Raw genomic sequence first — 19,446 nt, 5'->3', positions numbered from 1 at the left:
AAATCCGGAGGTTACAGCCTCCGGAAGAATACAATTAAAAGGAATTAAACATCACGTGAGATCTCTTTAATTCCAAATTATTAATCATTTCAAATTTACAAAAAAAATGAAAACGAGTAAACTTTATTTTTTCGCAGTTGCTTTTATGGCGCTAAGTATTTCGATGGTTTCTTGTAGTGGCGATGATGGTGAGGCCGGATTATTAGGTCCTAAAGGTGATAAAGGAGAACAAGGTGTAGCAGGAGAAGTTGGACCAGCTGGAACCGATGGCAGCATTATTTATAGCGGTGAAGGCGAGCCAGCAGCTACAGTTGGAACAACAAGCGATTATTATTTGGATGTTGCTACAGGAATGTTGTATGGTCCTAAAGTAAACGCTGATAACTGGACTGATACCAATGGATTCTCTTTAAAAGGTACAAATGGAACGAACGGTACAAATGGTTCAAAAATACTTTCCGGCGAAGGTGCTCCCGGTAATACTATCGGAAACACAGGTGATTTTTACCTTGACAAAGCAACTTGTTTGCTTTATGGCCCGGCAGTAACCGATGAGGAAGGCGATACAACCTGGGGAGCTGGTTTAGAATTGAAAGGTGCCGATGGAAATGCCAATGTAAAAACATTTAAATATACTGCCAGTGTTTCTAATTGGACTGTGTATAGCAATATCGCTACTAGTTTTACAAAAACGATTATTGATGATATTGACTTTCCTGCTCTAAACGAAGATGTATACGAAAATGGTATTGTATTGGTTTACTGGAAAGATGTAAACTCCATAAGACTTTTACCATTATCAAAACTGACTAGTCAGAACAACTTCCTTACACGTGAGGGATGGATATTTAAAAATAGTAGTGATGGCAGGTATGTACTACGATTACAGAACACTCTTAAAGGAATGGAAAATATGACAGAATTGCTTACTGTTGAAGATATTGAGTATCATATTAAAATTGTAACAGGTCAGGTTGCTGTTCAGTTAGAAGCAAATAAAGGCAATCAACTTGAGTTTGATAGATTAGTTGAGAGTTTACACTAGAGAAATATTGAAAATATAAAAGGGCATTCTTTTGGGAGAATGCCCTTTTTAGATGTCATTAAGATTCTATTTTGGAATGTTTTTCTATTGCAAATTTGTCAAGGTTGAGATTATTTTTTCCATTTTTTTGTTGCAGTCATCTATTGCAATTTCATATGCATCAGTATCTTCTTCAATAGATTTACATACAAATTCATAACTTTTTATTCTAAGTTCGCAATATTCTCTTAAAATTTAGAATTAATATCTTCCTGTGGCATTGTGTTTTTTGTTTCTTCGAAAGTGGAAATAAAGAGTTGTGTATTTTTTTTATTCTTCCCCCAGTCTAAAACTTGAATGCTAGTGCATGCACTTTTAATAGTAACCGTGTTTTCTGAAATATTTATATGTACCTCTTCGCTCCACGATACCATTGAAAATTTGGTGTAGGCAATAAATCCATTCTCACTAATAAAACTTACATCCCAATTTAGTTTTTTGGCAGCTTCAATAGTAAATAGCAAAAATTGGTCATTATCCAATTGATCAACTTGAAAGTTCTCGGTGTAGGTAGGTGGAAAACCAAATGCCATATTTCTTGTTTTTTATAATGGGTTCGAAAAAAATGTTATTATTTTATGAGTTTTGTTTTCTGTTGTCTTTCACTTGTTTCTTTGTGTTGTTATTCAGGTTATTATCGTGAAATAATTGACGGCAAGTAATGGTTTAAATAGAAATTTCATCATTTAACTAAATATCCTTCTGTAAAAGTTACTGCTAAATAAAAAAACAAAGCAAAGCCTGCCCAAAAGAATAGAAATGCAAAAGTATTTCTATTGGAACGCTGGCTTTTGTTTAAAAATTGATATTCTTTCTCTATATCCCATTTGTAAAATGCTTTTTTTGCTTCTTTTTCTATAAAAAAGGAAATGCTAAGCATTACAATTCCTAATCCAATAAATATAGGCAGGAAAGTTTTAAATTTATAATCAATTGTGCCCATAATAGTGCAGTATAAGCCTGCAGATATAAAAGCAAAAGGAGTTGTAAAGGTATGAAGAGCAGTAGGAATTACTCGTTTTGGTAAATTTTTATTAACGATCCATTTGGCAGCACAATAATTGGCGGCGAGTAATGGTTTAAATAGAATTTTCATTATTTGTTCTTTATCTTAGCGAATACCCTCCTAAATATTTTGCCCCCAAGTAAAAGAAAAGGATAATTCCTACCCAAAAGAATAGAAAAGCAAAAGTATTTCTTTTGGAGCGTTGTTCTTTACTCAAATTCTTGTAGGCTTTTTCAATACCCCACTTGTAAATTGCTTTTTTAGTAGCTTGCCAGAATCCCAAATACACAATTCCAGCAGTCATCATAAGAATAATTTCAGGAAATTTAAACTGATAATCAATATAGTTTAATGCAACACAAGATAAACCTGCAAAAAGGAATGCAAATGGAGTTAAGAAAATGTATGTTGAATTAAATATCATACTGTGAGCCATTTTTTTATTGACCCATCTTTTGGCAAAACTGTAGTTTGCGGATAACAAATATTTAAATAGAAATTTCATCATCGGTTTTTTTATTTTAAGGGCATAATCAGTTGGGGTGCTACATAAGTATTGTCAATTTTAAATATTGGATTTGCATCTATCGGGAAAAAATTGATTGGTCTATTGTCCCAAAAGCCAGAATCTCTACCCATAAGATCATCAATACCATCACCTACATCAAAAACAAGATCTAGTAATCCATAAATTGCAATTCCTGTTAGAATAACTCCTGCCCCAAATGGTGCAGCGATAAGTCCTACTACTAGTATCGCTCCATTCACAAAAGTATGAGCATCCCAACTGTCCGTTCTATATTCATAACCTATCGTGCCAATTGTAAGAATGTTACCTAAAGGACCTAAGAATTTAGCATTTTTTGCTAATTTTTGTGTTCCTTGAAATATTTTTCCTGATTTAGCAGGTTTGCCAACATTTTTTGCAAGTTTAGATAGTTTGTAAGAATAAGTTCTCTTGAATTCATTTGGGGTGTGATTGAAGATAACTCTCGAATTGTTTAGGTTGTTCGCGCTTTTATCTGTGATACCATAGATTTGTCCACCTAAACGCATCCAATCCAGTTCTCCATCATTTAGTCTTAGGTTTTTACCTTTAACCAATAGTTGTTCGTTGTCTACAAGTGGTTTGTTGTTTTGGAATTGCTGATAGGTTTCACTTGAGGTGTAAGTAGCAGTATTTCCACCGTGGCTAATAGTTACGGTAAAGGAAGCTTGCAAATTTCCAGCATAACTGTCTGTTCTTGCTTCAAAATTGATACTGGCATCTGAAGGAATCAAAACCCATTTATCACCTACAAATACCTCTTTGTGATTAAATTCACGATCAGAAATCCGAACGAATTTCGTAAAATCGATAGGTTCAGGTGATCTGTCTACCTGACTTAGTTCATCTTCTGCAATTTCGTTTAAAAGTTTAGCTAACTCACCGCTTCTTGCTTGTAATGTAAATTCAAGATGTTGATCAAATCCTATTGGATTAGGGTCATATTGTGAATTGTTCTGGCTTGCTCTCCAGGCTGTATCAGCAGCATTTTGAACAAACTGTTGTAAATTATTTAATTTTTCTGACATTTTTTTTAATGAAAATCATTCTGGTAGTTAATAGTATAAACTATATTTTTAATAAAAATCAAATTTATGAAAAATAATTACATGATACTATAAGCGCGATGTAGTTATTGAAATAATTAATTGCAATGTTTATTTGTCAGCTGATTTATTGTCGAGTTAAAGGTGTTCTGAAATTAGAACGGCTCTGTATTCCATTTTGGGTTTTAGTATAAAAGCGGCAAAATTTCATTCATTTTCAATTTATTTCTGAATTAGACCAATTCCGTTTTTTTTCAAAATTCATGTACCATTGGGAAACATTAATAAAAGACATTTAAGTCTGTATCTATTGTTGTTTCTACTTGTATTTCATTATGTGAATGAATATGATTTATTCGTTTAAATTATTATATTTGGTAGAGAGCGAGGAAGTTACGAAGAAAGTGAGCTCAGCTGCCTTAGTATAGAATGGTTCGATTGTAGTTGGATTTGACAGATAAAGGTTTCGTATTTTGATTTGTATTTTCATTATTGGCTATTATATAACCCTAATCTGTACCAAATACATTACCTATGAGTAGACCCTACGGATTTTTTTATGCCCTGATTATACTTTTTCTGTTGTTTAGTCCTCCTGCGCTTCTCGCAATTGAAGCCGACAGCACTCATGTTGCTGAAAATGATAATCATCACTTCAACTATTTTTTAAATTCTGAGAAAAGGGGAGAACGTCTTTTTAAAGGCTTAACCAGAATTAAAACGGATGTAACATCCTGTGTTTCCTGTCACAATATTGAATACATCGATACGCTGAATTGGAATCCTTCTGCGTTGGATATTGCCGGAACATTTGCCGATAAATCAATTGCAGAATTCAAGTCTGTATTGATGAGCCCGTTGGGGAAAAAAATGGAGGCATCGCATGTAGGGTATACTTATTCGGATGAGGAACTGGGATATATAAAATCATATCTCATTCAATTAAAAGAGGATACTCTCCATGAAGCCAAACCTAAGGTAAATAACCTGATTGTTTTTTTCTTTTTGGGTGCCTTAATTACTATGGCCTTAATCGATTTGTTTTTCACAAAAAAAATCAAATATAAATTTATACCCATACTAATTTTTGTACTTGCTTTTGGTTATCAGATAAACATGTTGGCTGATGGAGCTATGGCCCTGGGACGCAAACAAAATTACCAACCGGCACAGCCCATTAAGTTTTCTCATAAAATTCATGCTACCGGTAATAAAATTGATTGCAGATATTGTCATACCACTGCCGATGAAAGTAAATCTGCAGGAATTCCTCATGTAAATCTTTGTATGAACTGCCATGTTATTGTAAGGGAAGGACCTAATTCAGGGAAATTCGAAATCAACAAAATTATCAAGGCAATAGAAAATAATACTTCGGTGGAATGGGTTCGGATTCATCAGTTGCCCGATCATGTTTTTTTCAGTCACGCTCAGCATGCTAATGTGGGAAAAAGAGAATGTCAGGAATGTCATGGCCCTGTTGAAGAGATGGATGTAATTAAGCAAGTTGAAGATTTGTCGATGGGCTGGTGTTTGGATTGTCACGATAAAACTGCTGTTGATTTTCAGTCCAATGGATACTATTCCAATGGATTTAAAAAGCTGCACGAAGATTTGGCAGCAGGAGTTATTGACAGTGTAAGAGTTACAGATATTGGAGGACGGGAATGTGCCCGATGTCATTATTAGAATTGTAAAAGCCAATTATTGCCCAGTTGCATTGTATTTTACCTATTGATAATCGTTTATCTATGAAGAAACATTGGAAAAGTCTTGCCGAACGTAAAAATGGATCAGAAACTCCCGAAAAGCAAAATTTGCCTAAGGGAAATCTGGAACAGATACTCGATATATTTGATAACGGGAATGAAAAATCACAATCGAACCGTCGTGATTTTCTGAAGCTTTGCGGATACAGTCTGGCAATAAGTACCGTGTTGGCCAGTTGCGAAAATTCTGTTCAAAAGGCCATTCCGTATTTGATTAAACCCGAAGAAATTACTCCGGGGAAAGCGAATTACTATGCCTCATCCTATGTAAATGGCAGTGAATACTGCAGTATTCTGATTAAAACCAGAGAAGGCCGCCCAATAAAAATTGAAGGCAACGATTTGTCGTCGGTTACTTATGGAGGCACAAGTGCAAGAGTCCAGGCTTCCATTTTGGGATTGTACGATACCAGCCGTTATAAAAATCCGCTGAAAGGCGATACCAAAATTTCATGGAATGAATTGGATCAAAGCATTATTCAGCAATTAAATCAATTAAAAGAAAGTAAAGAGAGAGTCGTTCTTTTGACTCCGACAATATACAGTCCATCAACAAAGGCTGTGATAGAGATGTTTTTAAAATCTTATCCCAATGTGAAGTGGGTACAGTACGATAATCGATCGGCATCAGCATTAATAAAGGCGAATGAAATGTGTTTTGGGAAAGCAGGAATTTGCGATTACCGTTTCGATTTTGCAGATGTAATAGTGAGTTTCGATGCAGATTTTTTAGGGAATTGGCTGATGCCAGTTGAACACATTCGTCAGTACACCAAAAAACGCAAACTGAGCGATGGAAATACAAATATGTCGCGACACATTCAGTTTGAATCGCGTTTGTCTTTAACCGGCAGTAATGCTGATTATCGGATTCCGGTAAAACCTTCCGAACAAGCTTTGCTTGTTGCTCAATTGTACAATGAAATACTCAAATTGAAAGGTCTGGAATCCTATTCTTTGAATGATACTTCAGAAGACATCCGTGAATTGGCCAAAGAGCTTTGGGAAAATAAAGGGAAATCATTGGTTGTTGCAGGAGAAAATGATTTGAGTATTCAGATCTTAATTAATGGGATTAATTACGAGTTGGAAAATTACGGAACAACCTTACGGATTGATAAACAAATACTGACCAAACAAGCGATTGATTCGGATATGGAACAATTGCTTACTGATCTAAATTCGGGTAAGATAAAAGCTTTGTTCTCTTACGGTGTTAATCCGGTATACGATTATTTAAAGGGAGAGGAATTTGCAAAAGCAATAGATAAAGTGCCATTTTCTGTGTCACTGGATATGGCTCCAAGTGAAACCAGTAGTCGGTTTAAATATGTAGCTCCCGATAATCATTTTATTGAAAGCTGGAATGATCTGGAACCTAAAACAAGTCGCTACAGTTTGATGCAACCGGGAATTCGTCCATTATTCAATACCCGGCAATTTCAATCTACTTTGCTTGCATGGATTGGTCAGGAAACGGACTATTTAAAATTTATAAAAAATTACTGGGAAGAGAAATTATATCCAATTCAAACGGCCTATCCAAATTTCACCGGTTTTTGGAACAACAGCCTGCAACAAGGAATATTTGAACCCAAAACAAAATCGGTTTTCGACACCAAATTTAAGTTGGATGGCATTGGCGAATTGATTGATAACATAGCAAATGCACCAAAATCTTCTGGTTTTGAGCTTCAGGTATATGAAAGCTCAGCCATGGGCGATGGAAAAATGGCAAACAATCCATGGATTCAGGAACTTCCCGATCCGGTAACGAAAATTTGTTGGGACAATTACCTCACCGTATCGCCAAAACAAGCGGAAGAAATGCTTTTAGAAACAGGTGATGTGGTGGAGTTAAATTCAGGCATAAAGTTACCCGTATATATTTTACCGGGACAAGCATACAATACTGCTGCAGTTGCTTTGGGTTATGGAAGAACAAATTGCGGAGTAGTTGGAAAGAATGTGGGTGTTAATGTTTCAAAACTATCTCAGTTTAAAAATGATTCCCGTGTTGATTCTTCAATTGGTGTTGAAATAACAAAAACAGAAGAGAAGTATGAATTGGCAATGACTCAAACTCATCATTCCATGGAGGGAAGAGCCATTGTTCGTGAAGCTTCTTTGCGAGAATATTTAAAAGATCCGGCGGCCGGAAATGAATCGCATCAGGAATATGAGAATGCAGGTATTTACAAAAAACCAAATTTTCCAAATCATCATTGGGGATTGGTTGTCGATTTAAATTCCTGTGTTGGTTGCGGTGCCTGTTCCATTGCCTGTCAGGCAGAAAATAATGTGCCTGTAGTTGGTAAAAAAGAGGTGATTCGGGCACATGAAATGTCATGGATTCGAATTGACAGATATTTTTCAGGCAGTGAATTTAATCCGGATGTTTCCTTTCAACCGGTAATGTGTCAGCATTGCGACAATGCACCCTGCGAGAATGTTTGTCCGGTAGCGGCTACCACTCATAGTAGTGAAGGCCTGAATCAAATGATCTATAACCGTTGCATCGGAACTCGTTACTGCGGAAATAACTGTCCGTATAAAGTGCGTCGTTTCAATTGGTTCGATTTCACAAAAGCAGATTCTATTCCGAATAACCTGCACGATGTGGCTGAAATGACGATCGATTTAAAACGAATGGTTTTGAATCCGGACGTTACGGTTCGGGCCAAAGGAGTGATTGAGAAATGCTCTATGTGCGTGCAGCGAATTCAGGAAGGGAAATTGAACGCTAAAATTGATGGAAGAAGGCCTCGGGACGGCGAAATAAAAACAGCTTGTCAGCAAGCCTGTCCTGCCGGAGCAATCATATTCGGAGATTTAAATGATAAGGACAGTCAGGTAGTAAAAGAAACTTCGGGCAAGCGGAATTACTATTTGTTGGAAGAGATTCATACGCTGCCATCGGTAAGTTATCTAACAAAGATTAGAAATAAAGAAACGAACAATTCATAAAACCACGCTTATGTATGTGTCGCCAATTCGTGAACCATTAATCACGGGAAAAAAAACGTATCAACAGATCACCGATGAGATTTCTGCTCCAATTGAGGGGAAAGCGGGAAAAGCCTGGTACGTTGGAATAACAATTACGATAGCCGCATTGTTTTTTGGTTTGGCCATGATGGGCTGGACAATTTGGCAGGGAATCGGAACATGGGGATTGAACAAAACCATAGGATGGGGTTGGGGAATTACCAACTTTGTGTGGTGGGTAGGAATCGGTCATGCAGGTACATTTATTTCGGCCATATTACTGCTGTTTCGTCAGAAATGGAGAACGAGTATCAATCGATCGGCCGAGGCAATGACTCTTTTTGCTGTAATGTGTGCCGGTTTGTTTCCCTTAATTCATATGGGACGTCCACTACTTGCATTCTTTGTGTTTCCTTATCCAAATACGCGTGGTCTTTGGGTAAATTTCAACTCACCACTGCTGTGGGATGTATTTGCCATCAGTACTTATTTTAGTGTTTCGCTTCTATTTTGGTATGTTGGTTTAATACCTGATATTGGAACCATTCGCGACAAAGTGAAATCAAAATTTAAGAAAGCGGTTTACGGATTTTTAAGTTTTGGATGGACAGGATCTGCCAGACACTGGAGCAGGCACGAAACCATGAGTTTGGTATTGGCAGGATTGGCTGCGCCGCTTGTACTTTCGGTTCACAGTATTGTAAGTGCCGATTTTGCCACTTCGGTAATTCCGGGATGGCACACAACAATTTTCCCACCCTATTTTGTTTCCGGAGCCATATTTTCTGGCTTTGCGATGGTGCTGACTCTGTTAATTATTACGCGGAAAGTACTAAATCTGGAAAGCTACATTACGGTTGGCCATGTTGAATCGATGAATAAAATTATTATTGCAACAGGTTCGATTGTTGGCATTGCCTACATCACCGAACTGTTTATTGCGTGGTATTCGGGCGTGGAATATGAGCAATATGCATTTCTGAATCGGGCAACCGGACCATATTGGTGGGCTTATGCAATCATGATGACCTGCAATGTGATTTCGCCGCAATTGCTGTGGTTCAAAAAACTGAGACGAAATCTTGCATTTACCTTTGTTCTTTCCATTTTCATCAACATTGGAATGTGGTTCGAACGATTTGTAATTATTGTAACCTCTTTGCACCGCGATTACCTGCCGTCAAGTTGGTCGATGTACAGTCCAACCATTGTAGAGGTGGGAATATTTATCGGAACATTAGGTTTGTTTTTTACTTGTTTCCTATTGTTTATTCGGGTGTTCCCGGTTATTGCCATCGCCGAGGTGAAGGCGGTCATGAAAAGTTCCGGAGAGAAATTTACAAATAAGGATGAAAACGAATTATCATGAAACGAGCATGAGAAAAGTTCTCACGCAAGAGAATGACTATTTGGCGAGTTCCATGTGGCAAAAACTTAAAATTATAAACAGATGAAACGTCCATTTATAAAGCTTTCTACACACAGGGAGATGATTGTATGGTAAGTTCCATCTGACAACTGCATAAAAATTATAAACAGATGAAACGTCCATTTATAAAGCTTTCTACACACAGAGAGATGATTGTATGGTAAGTTCCATCTGACAACTGCATAAAAATTATAAACAGATGAAAAGATATATTTCAGCCTATTTTGAAGATGAAGAGAATCTTCTTCGTGCTGCCAAGGAATTGCGGGCTCAGGATGTGTCCATTCAGGATGTTTTGACTCCTTTTCCGGTTCATGGATTGGATACTGCGTTGGGCTACAAACGATCCAATTTACCAACCGTCGCATTTATTTGTGGGGGAATAGGTCTGGCCGTAGCTTTTGGTTTTCAAACCTGGGCTTTTACGGTCGACTATCCATTGTTTATTGGAGGAAAGCCACATTTTGCGATTCCTTCCTTTATCCCGATCACTTTTGAACTGACGGTTTTGTTTGCCTCTTTTGGAATGGCAATCGCTTTTTTTATTCGTTCGAAACTCGGACCGGGAGCCAGGAATGTGATTCATGACGAACGAAGTACCAACGATCGTTTTGTGATTATTGTAGATCTGGATGAGGATGGAAACCAGGATGATGTTGTGAAAGGGATTCTTGAAAAAGAAGATGCAATGAACATACAGGTTAAGGAGATTGAATTGTAAACCGCATAAACCATATGGTGATGGACAAGAATTATACATTTTCCCGAAAAACGCAAATTGCACTGCTTGCAGCAGGAGGATTCGGAATTCTATTGCTGCTGCTGGGGTATTTAATAGAAGCCCCCAACGGTCAGCGATTTTGGACAAATATTTTAATTAACAACCTGTTTTTTCTATTTATAGCTTTGTTTGGAGGCGTGTTTCAGGCATTGCATAAAATAGCTTATTCAGGATGGCATACCGCATTGCAGCGTATTCCCGAAGCTTTTGCATCATTTCTGCCGGTATCAGCAATTTTAATGTTCCTTTTGTACTTTGGTATGCATGATATCTATCATTGGTCGCACGAGGGGTTACACGATCCTGTATTGGAAGGGAAAGCGGCCTATTTAAATATTCCGTTCTTTTTTATCCGAATGGCGGTTTATTTTGGTGTTTGGATTTGGTTAACGCGCTTGTTACGAAAAAATTCCTTGCAGCAGGATTTATCTACAGATATCAAATACTATAAAAAGGGAAAGTTACTGGGTGCTTTATTCATGGTTTTCTTTGCCGTATCTAGTTCTACCATGAGCTGGGATTGGTTAATGTCTATTGATGCACATTGGTACAGCACCCTTTACGGATGGTTTATTTTTATTGGTCTTTTTGAGATTGGCATTGCAGCCATTATTCTTTTTATCACTTTCCTGAAATGGAAAGGCCATTTGGAATTCATCAACAAAGAACACATTCACGACATGGGAAAATACCTGTTTGCATTCAGTATTTTTTGGATGTATTTGTGGTTCTCTCAATATCTGTTGATTTGGTACAGTCACATTCCTGAAGAAACGGCCTATTTTGCACCCAGACTACACGATCATACCATTCTGTTTTTCACCATTTTGGTTCTTAATTTTGTAATTCCATTTCTGGGATTAATGACCCGTGATTCAAAACGAAATTTAAAATGGTTATCGCTTATGGCGGTGGTTGTGTTGATTGGTCAATGGTTGAATATTTATTTACTGGTAATTCCGGGAACAATCGGGAAATCGGCGCAAATTGGAGCAACCGAAATTGGATTTGTGTGCTTGTATCTGGCCGGCTTCTTGTTTGTTGTCTTAACCTCTTTGGCTAAAGCGCCACTGTTGAGTAAAAATGATCCTTTACTTGAGGAGAGTTTTCATTACGAAACCTGATTCATGACCCCAAAAAGAAATTGTTATGCAAAAATTCGTATTCTATTGTAGTGCTTTGTTGGTAGCTGTGGTTTTGTTGGCATCCTGCGATAAAGATCGCAACCATCCGGGCTATTCCTATTTTCCGGATATGGTTCAATCGCGTGCTTTTGAACCATATTCTGCGAACCCTAATTTCGAAGACGGGTCGAGTTTGCGTTTGCCTGCAGAGGGAACAATTCCCAGAGAAATGATTCCTTACCATTTTGAAAAAACACCCGAAGAACGGATTTGGGCAGGCAAAAATATTTTTAATCCCAACGAAATGACCGTCGCCGATGTGCAGAGAGGGAAGAAACTTTTCGGGATCTATTGCATCCATTGCCATGGTGAAAATGGAGATGGAAAAGGATATCTGTTCACGAGTGGCAAATATCCATTTCAGCCCAGAAGTTTGGTTACTGATGTGATGAAAACAACTCCCCGCGGTGAGATTTTTCATGTAATAACCGTTGGTTTTGGGGTTATGGGTGCTCATGGAGCTCAGGTTAAGCAAGCCGACAGATGGAAAATTATTGAGTACATAAAAGTTGATCTGCAAGGACAAAAGTAGGGCGTGCCCCTTATGAGTTATCGTGAAATTTGAAGAAAAGGGTCAGGCTTAACTAAAGTCTAAGCCTAGGAATAGCCTTTACACACTTCTGGCGGTTCGTTGTTTATTCATTTATTTTTTTTCGTCTTATTGCGTAAACTAGTTCGTCTAAATATTCTCCATTTTTAAAAAGCACTTTCTTAAAACTACCTTCCAAAATGAAATTATTTTTTTCAAGTACCTTTTGTGAAGCAATATTTGTCCCAAAAGTTCTTGCAAAAATTCTGTCTATATCATAATGTGTAAAGGCAAAATCAATAATTTGTTTAATTGCATTACTTATTATCCCTTGTCCCCAAAATGGTTCTCCTAACCAATATCCGAGTTCTGCATTTTTTATAAAAATGTCAGTTTGAGGGTGTATTCCAATTCCACCAACAGCTTCTCCATTAATGTCAATTGTGAATATGTGAATTGGATTGTCCTTTATAGCAAACTCAATAAATGCTTTTCCATCTGTTTCAGTGTATGGATAAGGAAATTTGGTTGTCAAGTTTTTTGCTATATTTAAATTGTTCGCATGCTTAACTAAACTTTTTAGGTCTGATATTTCCCAAGGTCTAATTTTAAATTTTACTTTGTCCATTTTGTTCTATTGTATGTCGTTATACCCCAATGACCGCCAACGTCAGTCTGTCTAAAAACTGATCAAACTGCTCAATTGAATTTTAAATATAGTGGTTTTAAGGATACTTAACCAGTACAAACACTTTAGACGCAGCAAAGTGAAAGCTGTGAGATGGTTAAGGCGTATCTGTAATTGTTATCCCAATCTATTTTATCATTGGACATTAGGCTATCAGTTAACCTAAAATTGAATTGACTGCATAATAAGAGCCGTATGAAACGAAGTTCGGCGAAGCCAATTGAGAGATTCACGTACGGTTCTGTGAGAAGTTAGGGGTGAAATTCCCCTAGCTTACTCGACTGGCAACTGGCAGTTTATTGGTCTATCTTAATTTATAATACGATACTCTGATAGATTGATATTTGCTTTTTCTTAATTTTCTTTGAAAATATGTTTTTGGTTTCCTAAACCATCTGTATTTATGTCTTCTTGCTAATTCCTTCTCAAAATCAGGAGTTATTAAACCATCAACTCCATTTGACACATACATCTTTTCAAGCGGATTATAAAAAATCATATGATCGAAAATATCGGAATAATGAATATTAAGTGCTTTCCAATTTGTCCAAGGGTAATGATCAAAAACATCTTGTCCGAATGGTGAACCTTTAAATGCAAATGCAATTGATTTATTATTATTCGCTTTAAAGGCTTTGTCCCATTTACCTCCATGAATCAATTGTCTATTTACTGTTGTTTCGTTGAGAAAAACATTAGTTGTTTGCTCTGGAAAAACTTTCATGATAACACTTGCCGTTGAGTGCATAATTTTATAACTGTGACGAGTATTCATTACGATTAGAGCTTTATGATTTTTATTGGATTTATACCAATCAATCACAAAATTCCCCATATATAAGTCCCGATCTAAAAACTCTTTCGATTTTTTAAATTTTCTTAAATCCTTCCTATTTTTAATATTTTTCCAACTAAATGCTATATCTGCCCCTATTAATCGAACTTTCTTGGTACTACTTAAGTTTTGATTTAATGTATAAATGTATTTAACAAGTGTGTGAAAATTAGTACAAGACCAAAGAGTATGTATTGAATTGTTTCTGCAAATATGAATTAAACGTTTTTGGAGCTCTTCTTCATCCAAGTTTTCCGACATTAAAAGATCATCTAATTCGCTTTGAATAGAACGGGTTGACACTTCTAGGATTAAATTACCTACTCTATTAATAAACCATTCTTGTGAAATAATTTCCTGAATCAATTCGTATTGTGTCATTTCTGGATGCATTCTCTCACATAATACAACAAGGTCCTTCTTTTCAAAAACATTTTCAAGATATTGTATGGGACTAGAATCATTTTCCTGTAAATAAGATAAATATTTATCTTGAGAGTATATCTTTCCTGATATTCCAATAAATAAAATAATTATAATTAGTTGTTTCATAATTCGTTTTGTGCTTGTTGCCAATGTCAGTCTGTCTAAAAACTTATAAAACTGCTCAATTAAGTGTTTAAATAGCGGGGTAATGGTTGTCTTCTTTTCCAGTCTAACGGAACGCGATACAATCGCGCACTAGCGGGGCAGTTCCTGCCACACGAACGCTTAGTTGTTATAAGCCGTTTTTCCCTTTTAATATCCACTCAATCATTTGGTCATTATCTTTGTATCCAAGTCGAAACTTATCTCTTTTTATATAATCAATAGCGTCTTTTGTCAAATAATTTGTAGTTACAATAAGAGCTTTGGATGCAAATTCATCATTTCGTACTGTAGATAATTCTCTTATTTCATGAAGTTTAACCTTATTATTCAATCCATATTTCTTTGCTTGCCAAACAGATTTTATTAATCCTATATTTTCATCATTTCTAATGGCAATAACATCAACACCTCCATCCCTAGTGGCTTTTGTCAATTCAATATCCCAACCATCTTGTTCTAATAAATATGCAATCAATTTTTCGAAATCCCGCCAATTCATTTGGCTTAATAATTTTCCTTTTCTTATTAAATCTTCAGCTAACAATAAGTAAGAAGGTGAATTTGATAGCCAGTTTGGTTTAATTATACTATCTGGTTTCCATATTAATGATTCTTCTGGTTCTCGATTTGGTATTGTTATTAACCACGGTTCATCTGATGCTAGCCAAGTTTGATTATTACTCCAGTCAACTGTATTTTCTTCAAATTCTTTAAGCCAAGCAGTATCTACTTTTGCTTTTTTAAATTGAAAACCGAGTAATCCAGGGTCTAAAAGTTGCTCCATTAATTCGGGGTCATATAGTACATTACTAACAATAAAATCATCTATTTCATCTTCCGTTGGATTTCCTGTAATCTTAACATATGATTCATTGATTAAACTTTTGGATTCACGATGAAAATCAATAGTCCTTGAAATTATTTTCGCAATAATATCTCTTAATTCGTCTACTGTTATTTCATTCATTTTCTTCTTTTAAATGGCTTATAATGCTTGTGCATTTATATTTCTTTTATCGATCTTAAAACATACACTTAATACATCTTATTGGTAAAAACCTCACTAAAGTAGTAAATCGAACTGATGATTCAAGCTGTCAAAGTTGCCAACTTGCAGGCCTGCGGATAATTGCCAAAAAAAAGGCTTTTTTATCTGGGCGAGAATCAAAAAGGGAACTGCTTTTTCCTATTTGCTTTGTGTTGTTTCAGCATCTTGCGGTATTATTTATTTTATGTGGCTAAAGCCTGTTTATTACTTTTATAATATCAGTTGCTTAAAAGCAACAGCAATAGATGTTTTGCATTTGTTTGATTTCACTTCTTCAATCATTTGTATTTTCAATTATCAGTTGCCTGAAACTCTGTCAGGTCTATCGACTCTGACAGGTTATTTTAAGTAAATGAAATCCTGACAGAGTCCGAAGGTCCTGTCAGAGTTGAATTTGAAAAAAGCAAAGCAAAGCAATAGATGCTGAACTTTTCTCTTTTAATCAGCAAAAGCTTTGTATTTTTTTATCTATTGCAGTTTGGCTTTAGCCAACTGAAATTAAAATATTGTTCATGTTTTGCTTTAGCATCATTTGATCAGTTGCTTAAAAGCAACAGCAATAAATGTTTTGCATTCGCTTCATTTCACTCCTTCAAGCCTTTATATTTCCTGTTATCAGTTGCCTCAAAACAAGAGCAATCTTGCTTCAACTTGTTGGCCGAAGCCAAATCTTTCTTCACGCTTTTAGCATGCAGCAGTGATTTTACTCGAAACCACACGTGCTTTTGGTCAAAACCACGTGTGGTATTACTCAAAACCACACGTGCTTTTGGATGAAACCACGTGTGGTTTGCATCGAAACCACACGTGGTTTTCTGAAAAGATCAAATTTTGTTAAATCCAGCGTCGTTTACTGCTTTTATAATGCGACTGTTGGCACGGTAATTAACACCTGCATTTTTAATTGAAGCCGAGCTTACTTTCGCAGCCTCCAGCTCGCCGGCACTGCTTATTGATGGGTAAAGACTGCCTGTTTTTTTCCAGTCTAATACCGATTCGTATTTGAATTGAAAATCGACGAAGTCAAATAATCCCTATCTGCGCCAGCTGGATATTGATTCTCATATATATCGGTATCATTTTGCATTGGGTGCAAATTCGCAGCCAAAGTCTGGCTTTGGCTTAATTCATAGAAAGGAAAAGAAAGATGTCCAAAAAGTAATATTTTGTATCGGATTGTCATGTTGAGCGAAGTCGAAACATCTGTATTTCAAGTGAAAGATTCTTCGACAAGCTCAGAATGACAATAGAACGATACTTTTGGGACAGCCTCTTTGTAATGCAGCTTCGCAGGATCTTATTTTACTTCTCTACATTGTAACCAATGGCTTCAATTTGCTGGGCAATTTCATCCCGATTAACCTTATCCTTTTCCACCTTAATGCTTACTTTATTGTTTGTATGGGAAGCTTCCACTTCAACAACACCATCAATTTGTTTCAACCCATTTTTAATTGTGTTTTCGCAGCCGGTGCAGGTCATTCCAGTCACGGTAAATTCCATTGTTTCATAGTCAACCACTTGTGTTGTTTCTGCTTTTGAATTACTCTCTGCTTTTTTAGTATTCGACTGACAGGCGGCCAAGCAAGCAATTGCGAATACTACGATTAAAATCTGTTTCATATGTTTATAATTTTATGTTTTTGTGATATGGAACTTACCATACTGGAATAATCATCCCTCTGTGTGTTACAATTACCAGTCATGGACGTTTCATGTCATTTTGGTTTAGTTGAAGTGTAAATATAAAAAGGATTGGTATAAATGTCCAGTTTATTGGTTGTGATAATAATAGAACAGCTCTAAAAGTAAAGTTTATCAATACTAATTAGGATCATGATCATCAGGAAATAAAGATTTAGGCGCAGGAACAATTTTCGCACGCTTATTCTGTCGTAATTTTTTAAAAGGATAAAACTGTTCGGAATAATCCATAAGGATAGGGCCAGTAAAGACCATATCAAAATTTTTGATGAGAGAACATCAAAGATGGGAAGCAGCAAAGCGACCATTATTGTTGCCAGCATCCATATTAATGTGATGTTGTGAATTTGTTTCACGCTAAACACATCAGTCAGTACTTTAAAGCCTCCTTTTTTATAATCTTCGCCATAGAGCAGCAGTAAGAGCCAAAAGTGCGGAATTTGACCAATAAAGAAGAAAAACGAAAGGGCTAAAATTGGCCAATCCAGAAAATTACCGCCTGCGGCTACGTAACCAATCATTGGAGGAAATGCACCGCTTAATGCTCCGGGAACAACGGCAAATGCCGAAATCTGTTTTAAGGGAGTATAAACCAGATTGTACCAAAAGATAGAAAAAATGGCCAGCCATAAACTTTCAGTAGTGCCTCCTAAGGCTAGTAAACCGCAGCCCGAAAGTAAAAAGAAAACACTCCATTTTACTGCTTCCGAAATGCTGATTTTCCCGGATGGAATGGGACGGAACCTGGTGCGGTTCATTAATGCATCTTTTTTGTGCTCCTGAATGTGATTTAAGGCCGAAGCTCCTGCCACAATCAAAAAAATACCAAACACTACATAAGCCATATCTACAGAGAATTCCGGAGCATACAGTAAATATCCGGTGAAGCAGGAAATGGCTATTGGAACAGCGATTTTAATTTTTCCCAATTCAGAGAGCGTGGATATTTTCGAGGAGATATGCATAGGTAGATGAATTATTTAAGTGTCTTCATAAATTCAATTATTTCGCCGATATCATCTTCTGTCAATTCATTTTTATAGGATAGCATCAATCCTTTATTAAATCCCTTTACAACATCATCGTTAGGATTGTAAACGGAGTTGATTACATAGGCGGTATCGACAATTATCTCTCTTGTTTGTCCGTTAGTAACAACCGTTTCTGTTTTGCCAAACAAAGCTTTCCAGCTTGGACCCACCAACTTCGATCCATCGAGCGAGTGACAGGCCAGACAACCATTCTTCTTAACAATGATTAAGCCCAAAGCACCGGGTTTATCCGTAATAAGAGGAACGGTTTTGGTTGTATCAATATACCAGCTGTCGAATTTATCCTGCGGCATTACAATCACAGATGTTTGCATAGAGGAATGTCTCAACCCACAATATTCGGTGCAAAATATATCGAATTCACCTTCGCGTCCGGGTATGAACCACATCATTTGTTTTTTTCCGGGAACAAGATCCTGCTTTAGTCTAAACGAAGGAATGTACAAACTATGTATTACGTCGAGAGCAATCAAATCCAACTTTACGGCACGATTCAAAGGAACATACAGCGTATCTGTTTTTTTGCCGTTTTCGTATTCGAACTGCCAATTCCACATTCTGCCAACACTTTTAATTACAAAAGCATCGTCAGGAACTTCTTTCATTGGCTTGTAGCCCATCCATCCGTAATAGAACATCACCATCACCAATAGGGTGGGAATAACCGTCCACAAAATTTCAAGGGGAACACTTCCGTGGATTTGAGTGGCTACCGGATTTCTTTCTTTGCGATATCGAAACACAAAGTATATCATGGTAGCTGTGATGGCGATGAGGAAAAAGAAAATAATTCCCAATATCACCTCGAAAGAAGTATCTACACCTTTCACAAAATTAGAAGCATCGGGTATTGCTTTAGAAGTCATAAGCTATCGGTATAAGTAGTCTAAGAATGTAATAAAAATAACAGAGGCAAATAGTAGAAATACTCCGCCTACCATTATGGAATAGAACTTTTTATCGAATTTAAGATGCATGAAAATCAGTAATACCAACAACGATTTACTACCAGCCAGCAGTAAGGCTGCCGAAACCGTGTACGGCCCTAAATTCAGACTCGTTATGGCAACTGATGTAAAAGTCATGAGAAGCAAAGCAATCAAAACAAATACATAGGTTTTGTATTTTACAATGTGGGTATGTTGTTCTTTTTCCATAACAGTAC

18 protein-coding genes are annotated in these 19,446 nt (G+C 36.6%); 7 read left to right on the top strand and 11 right to left on the bottom strand.

All coding sequences use genetic code 11. The annotated features are described in order from the left end of the window. Window positions 1–106: 106 nt before the first annotated feature. Window positions 107–1,045 (top strand): hypothetical protein, encoded by a 939-nt coding sequence (locus QUH73_RS04155; RefSeq protein ID WP_289529202.1) that lies wholly within the window; start codon window positions 107–109, stop codon window positions 1,043–1,045. Window positions 1,046–1,272: 227 nt separating this feature from the next. Here the strand turns inward: QUH73_RS04155 and QUH73_RS04150 are convergent, their stop codons facing one another. The 4 genes from QUH73_RS04150 to QUH73_RS04135 all read right to left on the bottom strand — a co-directional run bounded on the left by QUH73_RS04150 (window position 1,273) and on the right by QUH73_RS04135 (window position 3,665). Then, window positions 1,273–1,617, bottom strand: coding sequence for a hypothetical protein (locus QUH73_RS04150; protein WP_289529201.1), 345 nt, complete (start codon window positions 1,615–1,617; stop codon window positions 1,273–1,275). Between the two features lie 149 nt (window positions 1,618–1,766). Further along, window positions 1,767–2,180 carry a hypothetical protein gene (locus tag QUH73_RS04145; protein WP_289529200.1) on the bottom strand — a complete coding sequence of 138 codons (414 nt, stop codon included), beginning with the start codon at window positions 2,178–2,180 and terminating at the stop codon, window positions 1,767–1,769. A gap of 10 nt (window positions 2,181–2,190) precedes the next feature. Further along, complete coding sequence (locus QUH73_RS04140) at window positions 2,191–2,595, bottom strand: hypothetical protein (RefSeq protein WP_289529199.1); 405 nt, start codon at window positions 2,593–2,595, stop codon at window positions 2,191–2,193. A gap of 11 nt (window positions 2,596–2,606) precedes the next feature. Continuing rightward, window positions 2,607–3,665 (bottom strand): hypothetical protein, encoded by a 1,059-nt coding sequence (locus QUH73_RS04135; protein WP_289529198.1) that lies wholly within the window; start codon window positions 3,663–3,665, stop codon window positions 2,607–2,609. A gap of 552 nt (window positions 3,666–4,217) precedes the next feature. On the opposite strand from QUH73_RS04135, the gene QUH73_RS04130 reads away from it, so the two are divergent. The 6 genes from QUH73_RS04130 (at window position 4,218) to QUH73_RS04105 (ending at window position 12,366) form a co-directional block, all read left to right on the top strand. After that, the gene (locus tag QUH73_RS04130) at window positions 4,218–5,372 is read left to right on the top strand and encodes a cytochrome c3 family protein (RefSeq protein ID WP_289529197.1); all 1,155 of its coding nucleotides are present in this window, start codon (window positions 4,218–4,220) and stop codon (window positions 5,370–5,372) included. Window positions 5,373–5,434: 62 nt separating this feature from the next. After that, window positions 5,435–8,419 (top strand): Fe-S-cluster-containing hydrogenase, encoded by a 2,985-nt coding sequence (locus tag QUH73_RS04125; RefSeq protein ID WP_289529196.1) that lies wholly within the window; start codon window positions 5,435–5,437, stop codon window positions 8,417–8,419. Window positions 8,420–8,429: 10 nt separating this feature from the next. After that, window positions 8,430–9,809: an NrfD/PsrC family molybdoenzyme membrane anchor subunit gene (gene nrfD, locus QUH73_RS04120; protein WP_289529195.1), complete on the top strand. Its 1,380-nt coding sequence runs from the start codon at window positions 8,430–8,432 to the stop codon at window positions 9,807–9,809. A gap of 259 nt (window positions 9,810–10,068) precedes the next feature. Then, entirely contained in the window at window positions 10,069–10,590 is a 522-nt protein-coding gene (locus QUH73_RS04115) for a DUF3341 domain-containing protein (RefSeq protein ID WP_156194408.1), read from the top strand. A 20-nt stretch (window positions 10,591–10,610) separates the two neighbouring features. Beyond that, window positions 10,611–11,774 (top strand): hypothetical protein, encoded by a 1,164-nt coding sequence (locus QUH73_RS04110; RefSeq protein WP_289529194.1) that lies wholly within the window; start codon window positions 10,611–10,613, stop codon window positions 11,772–11,774. 25 nt (window positions 11,775–11,799) lie between these two features. Further along, window positions 11,800–12,366 (top strand): c-type cytochrome, encoded by a 567-nt coding sequence (locus tag QUH73_RS04105; protein WP_289529193.1) that lies wholly within the window; start codon window positions 11,800–11,802, stop codon window positions 12,364–12,366. A gap of 103 nt (window positions 12,367–12,469) precedes the next feature. Here QUH73_RS04105 and QUH73_RS04100 read toward each other — a convergent pair whose 3' ends face one another. The 7 genes from QUH73_RS04100 to QUH73_RS04070 form a co-directional block, all read right to left on the bottom strand. Continuing rightward, on the bottom strand, window positions 12,470–12,991 hold the full coding sequence (locus tag QUH73_RS04100) for a GNAT family N-acetyltransferase (protein WP_289529192.1): 522 nt from the start codon (window positions 12,989–12,991) through the stop codon (window positions 12,470–12,472). A 364-nt stretch (window positions 12,992–13,355) separates the two neighbouring features. Then, window positions 13,356–14,438 (bottom strand): hypothetical protein, encoded by a 1,083-nt coding sequence (locus QUH73_RS04095; RefSeq protein ID WP_289529191.1) that lies wholly within the window; start codon window positions 14,436–14,438, stop codon window positions 13,356–13,358. Window positions 14,439–14,604: 166 nt separating this feature from the next. Continuing rightward, window positions 14,605–15,444: a restriction endonuclease gene (locus QUH73_RS04090; RefSeq protein ID WP_289529190.1), complete on the bottom strand. Its 840-nt coding sequence runs from the start codon at window positions 15,442–15,444 to the stop codon at window positions 14,605–14,607. Window positions 15,445–16,827: 1,383 nt separating this feature from the next. Beyond that, a complete protein-coding gene (locus tag QUH73_RS04085; RefSeq protein ID WP_289529189.1) occupies window positions 16,828–17,148 on the bottom strand; it encodes a cation transporter in 321 nt (106 codons plus the stop codon). 179 nt (window positions 17,149–17,327) lie between these two features. Continuing rightward, the gene (locus tag QUH73_RS04080) at window positions 17,328–18,194 is read right to left on the bottom strand and encodes a protoheme IX farnesyltransferase (protein WP_289529188.1); all 867 of its coding nucleotides are present in this window, start codon (window positions 18,192–18,194) and stop codon (window positions 17,328–17,330) included. A gap of 11 nt (window positions 18,195–18,205) precedes the next feature. Continuing rightward, window positions 18,206–19,147, bottom strand: a complete 942-nt coding sequence (gene coxB / locus QUH73_RS04075; RefSeq protein ID WP_289529187.1) for a cytochrome c oxidase subunit II — start codon at window positions 19,145–19,147, stop codon at window positions 18,206–18,208. A 3-nt stretch (window positions 19,148–19,150) separates the two neighbouring features. Continuing rightward, on the bottom strand, window positions 19,151–19,438 hold the full coding sequence (locus QUH73_RS04070) for a cytochrome C oxidase subunit IV family protein (protein ID WP_289529186.1): 288 nt from the start codon (window positions 19,436–19,438) through the stop codon (window positions 19,151–19,153). Window positions 19,439–19,446: the final 8 nt, after the last annotated feature.

Source organism: Labilibaculum sp. K2S (assembly GCF_030372765.1).
In the GTDB taxonomy this organism is placed as follows: domain Bacteria; phylum Bacteroidota; class Bacteroidia; order Bacteroidales; family Marinifilaceae; genus Labilibaculum.
Note: the sequence above shows the minus strand (reverse complement) of the source record. Positions and strands in the feature narration are given on the sequence as shown.

What these genes read in the sequence shown, in the direction of transcription:
- QUH73_RS04155 (WP_289529202.1), top strand. Translation starts at nt 107, where the DNA reads ATGAAAACGAGTAAACTTTATTTTTTCGCAGTTGCTTTTATGGCGCTA.
- QUH73_RS04150 (WP_289529201.1), bottom strand. Translation starts at nt 1,617, where the DNA reads ATGGCATTTGGTTTTCCACCTACCTACACCGAGAACTTTCAAGTTGAT.
- QUH73_RS04145 (WP_289529200.1), bottom strand. Translation starts at nt 2,180, where the DNA reads ATGAAAATTCTATTTAAACCATTACTCGCCGCCAATTATTGTGCTGCC.
- QUH73_RS04140 (WP_289529199.1), bottom strand. Translation starts at nt 2,595, where the DNA reads ATGAAATTTCTATTTAAATATTTGTTATCCGCAAACTACAGTTTTGCC.
- QUH73_RS04135 (WP_289529198.1), bottom strand. Translation starts at nt 3,665, where the DNA reads ATGTCAGAAAAATTAAATAATTTACAACAGTTTGTTCAAAATGCTGCT.
- QUH73_RS04130 (WP_289529197.1), top strand. Translation starts at nt 4,218, where the DNA reads ATGAGTAGACCCTACGGATTTTTTTATGCCCTGATTATACTTTTTCTG.
- QUH73_RS04125 (WP_289529196.1), top strand. Translation starts at nt 5,435, where the DNA reads ATGAAGAAACATTGGAAAAGTCTTGCCGAACGTAAAAATGGATCAGAA.
- nrfD (WP_289529195.1), top strand. Translation starts at nt 8,430, where the DNA reads ATGTATGTGTCGCCAATTCGTGAACCATTAATCACGGGAAAAAAAACG.
- QUH73_RS04115 (WP_156194408.1), top strand. Translation starts at nt 10,069, where the DNA reads ATGAAAAGATATATTTCAGCCTATTTTGAAGATGAAGAGAATCTTCTT.
- QUH73_RS04110 (WP_289529194.1), top strand. Translation starts at nt 10,611, where the DNA reads ATGGACAAGAATTATACATTTTCCCGAAAAACGCAAATTGCACTGCTT.
- QUH73_RS04105 (WP_289529193.1), top strand. Translation starts at nt 11,800, where the DNA reads ATGCAAAAATTCGTATTCTATTGTAGTGCTTTGTTGGTAGCTGTGGTT.
- QUH73_RS04100 (WP_289529192.1), bottom strand. Translation starts at nt 12,991, where the DNA reads ATGGACAAAGTAAAATTTAAAATTAGACCTTGGGAAATATCAGACCTA.
- QUH73_RS04095 (WP_289529191.1), bottom strand. Translation starts at nt 14,438, where the DNA reads ATGAAACAACTAATTATAATTATTTTATTTATTGGAATATCAGGAAAG.
- QUH73_RS04090 (WP_289529190.1), bottom strand. Translation starts at nt 15,444, where the DNA reads ATGAATGAAATAACAGTAGACGAATTAAGAGATATTATTGCGAAAATA.
- QUH73_RS04085 (WP_289529189.1), bottom strand. Translation starts at nt 17,148, where the DNA reads ATGAAACAGATTTTAATCGTAGTATTCGCAATTGCTTGCTTGGCCGCC.
- QUH73_RS04080 (WP_289529188.1), bottom strand. Translation starts at nt 18,194, where the DNA reads ATGCATATCTCCTCGAAAATATCCACGCTCTCTGAATTGGGAAAAATT.
- coxB (WP_289529187.1), bottom strand. Translation starts at nt 19,147, where the DNA reads ATGACTTCTAAAGCAATACCCGATGCTTCTAATTTTGTGAAAGGTGTA.
- QUH73_RS04070 (WP_289529186.1), bottom strand. Translation starts at nt 19,438, where the DNA reads ATGGAAAAAGAACAACATACCCACATTGTAAAATACAAAACCTATGTA.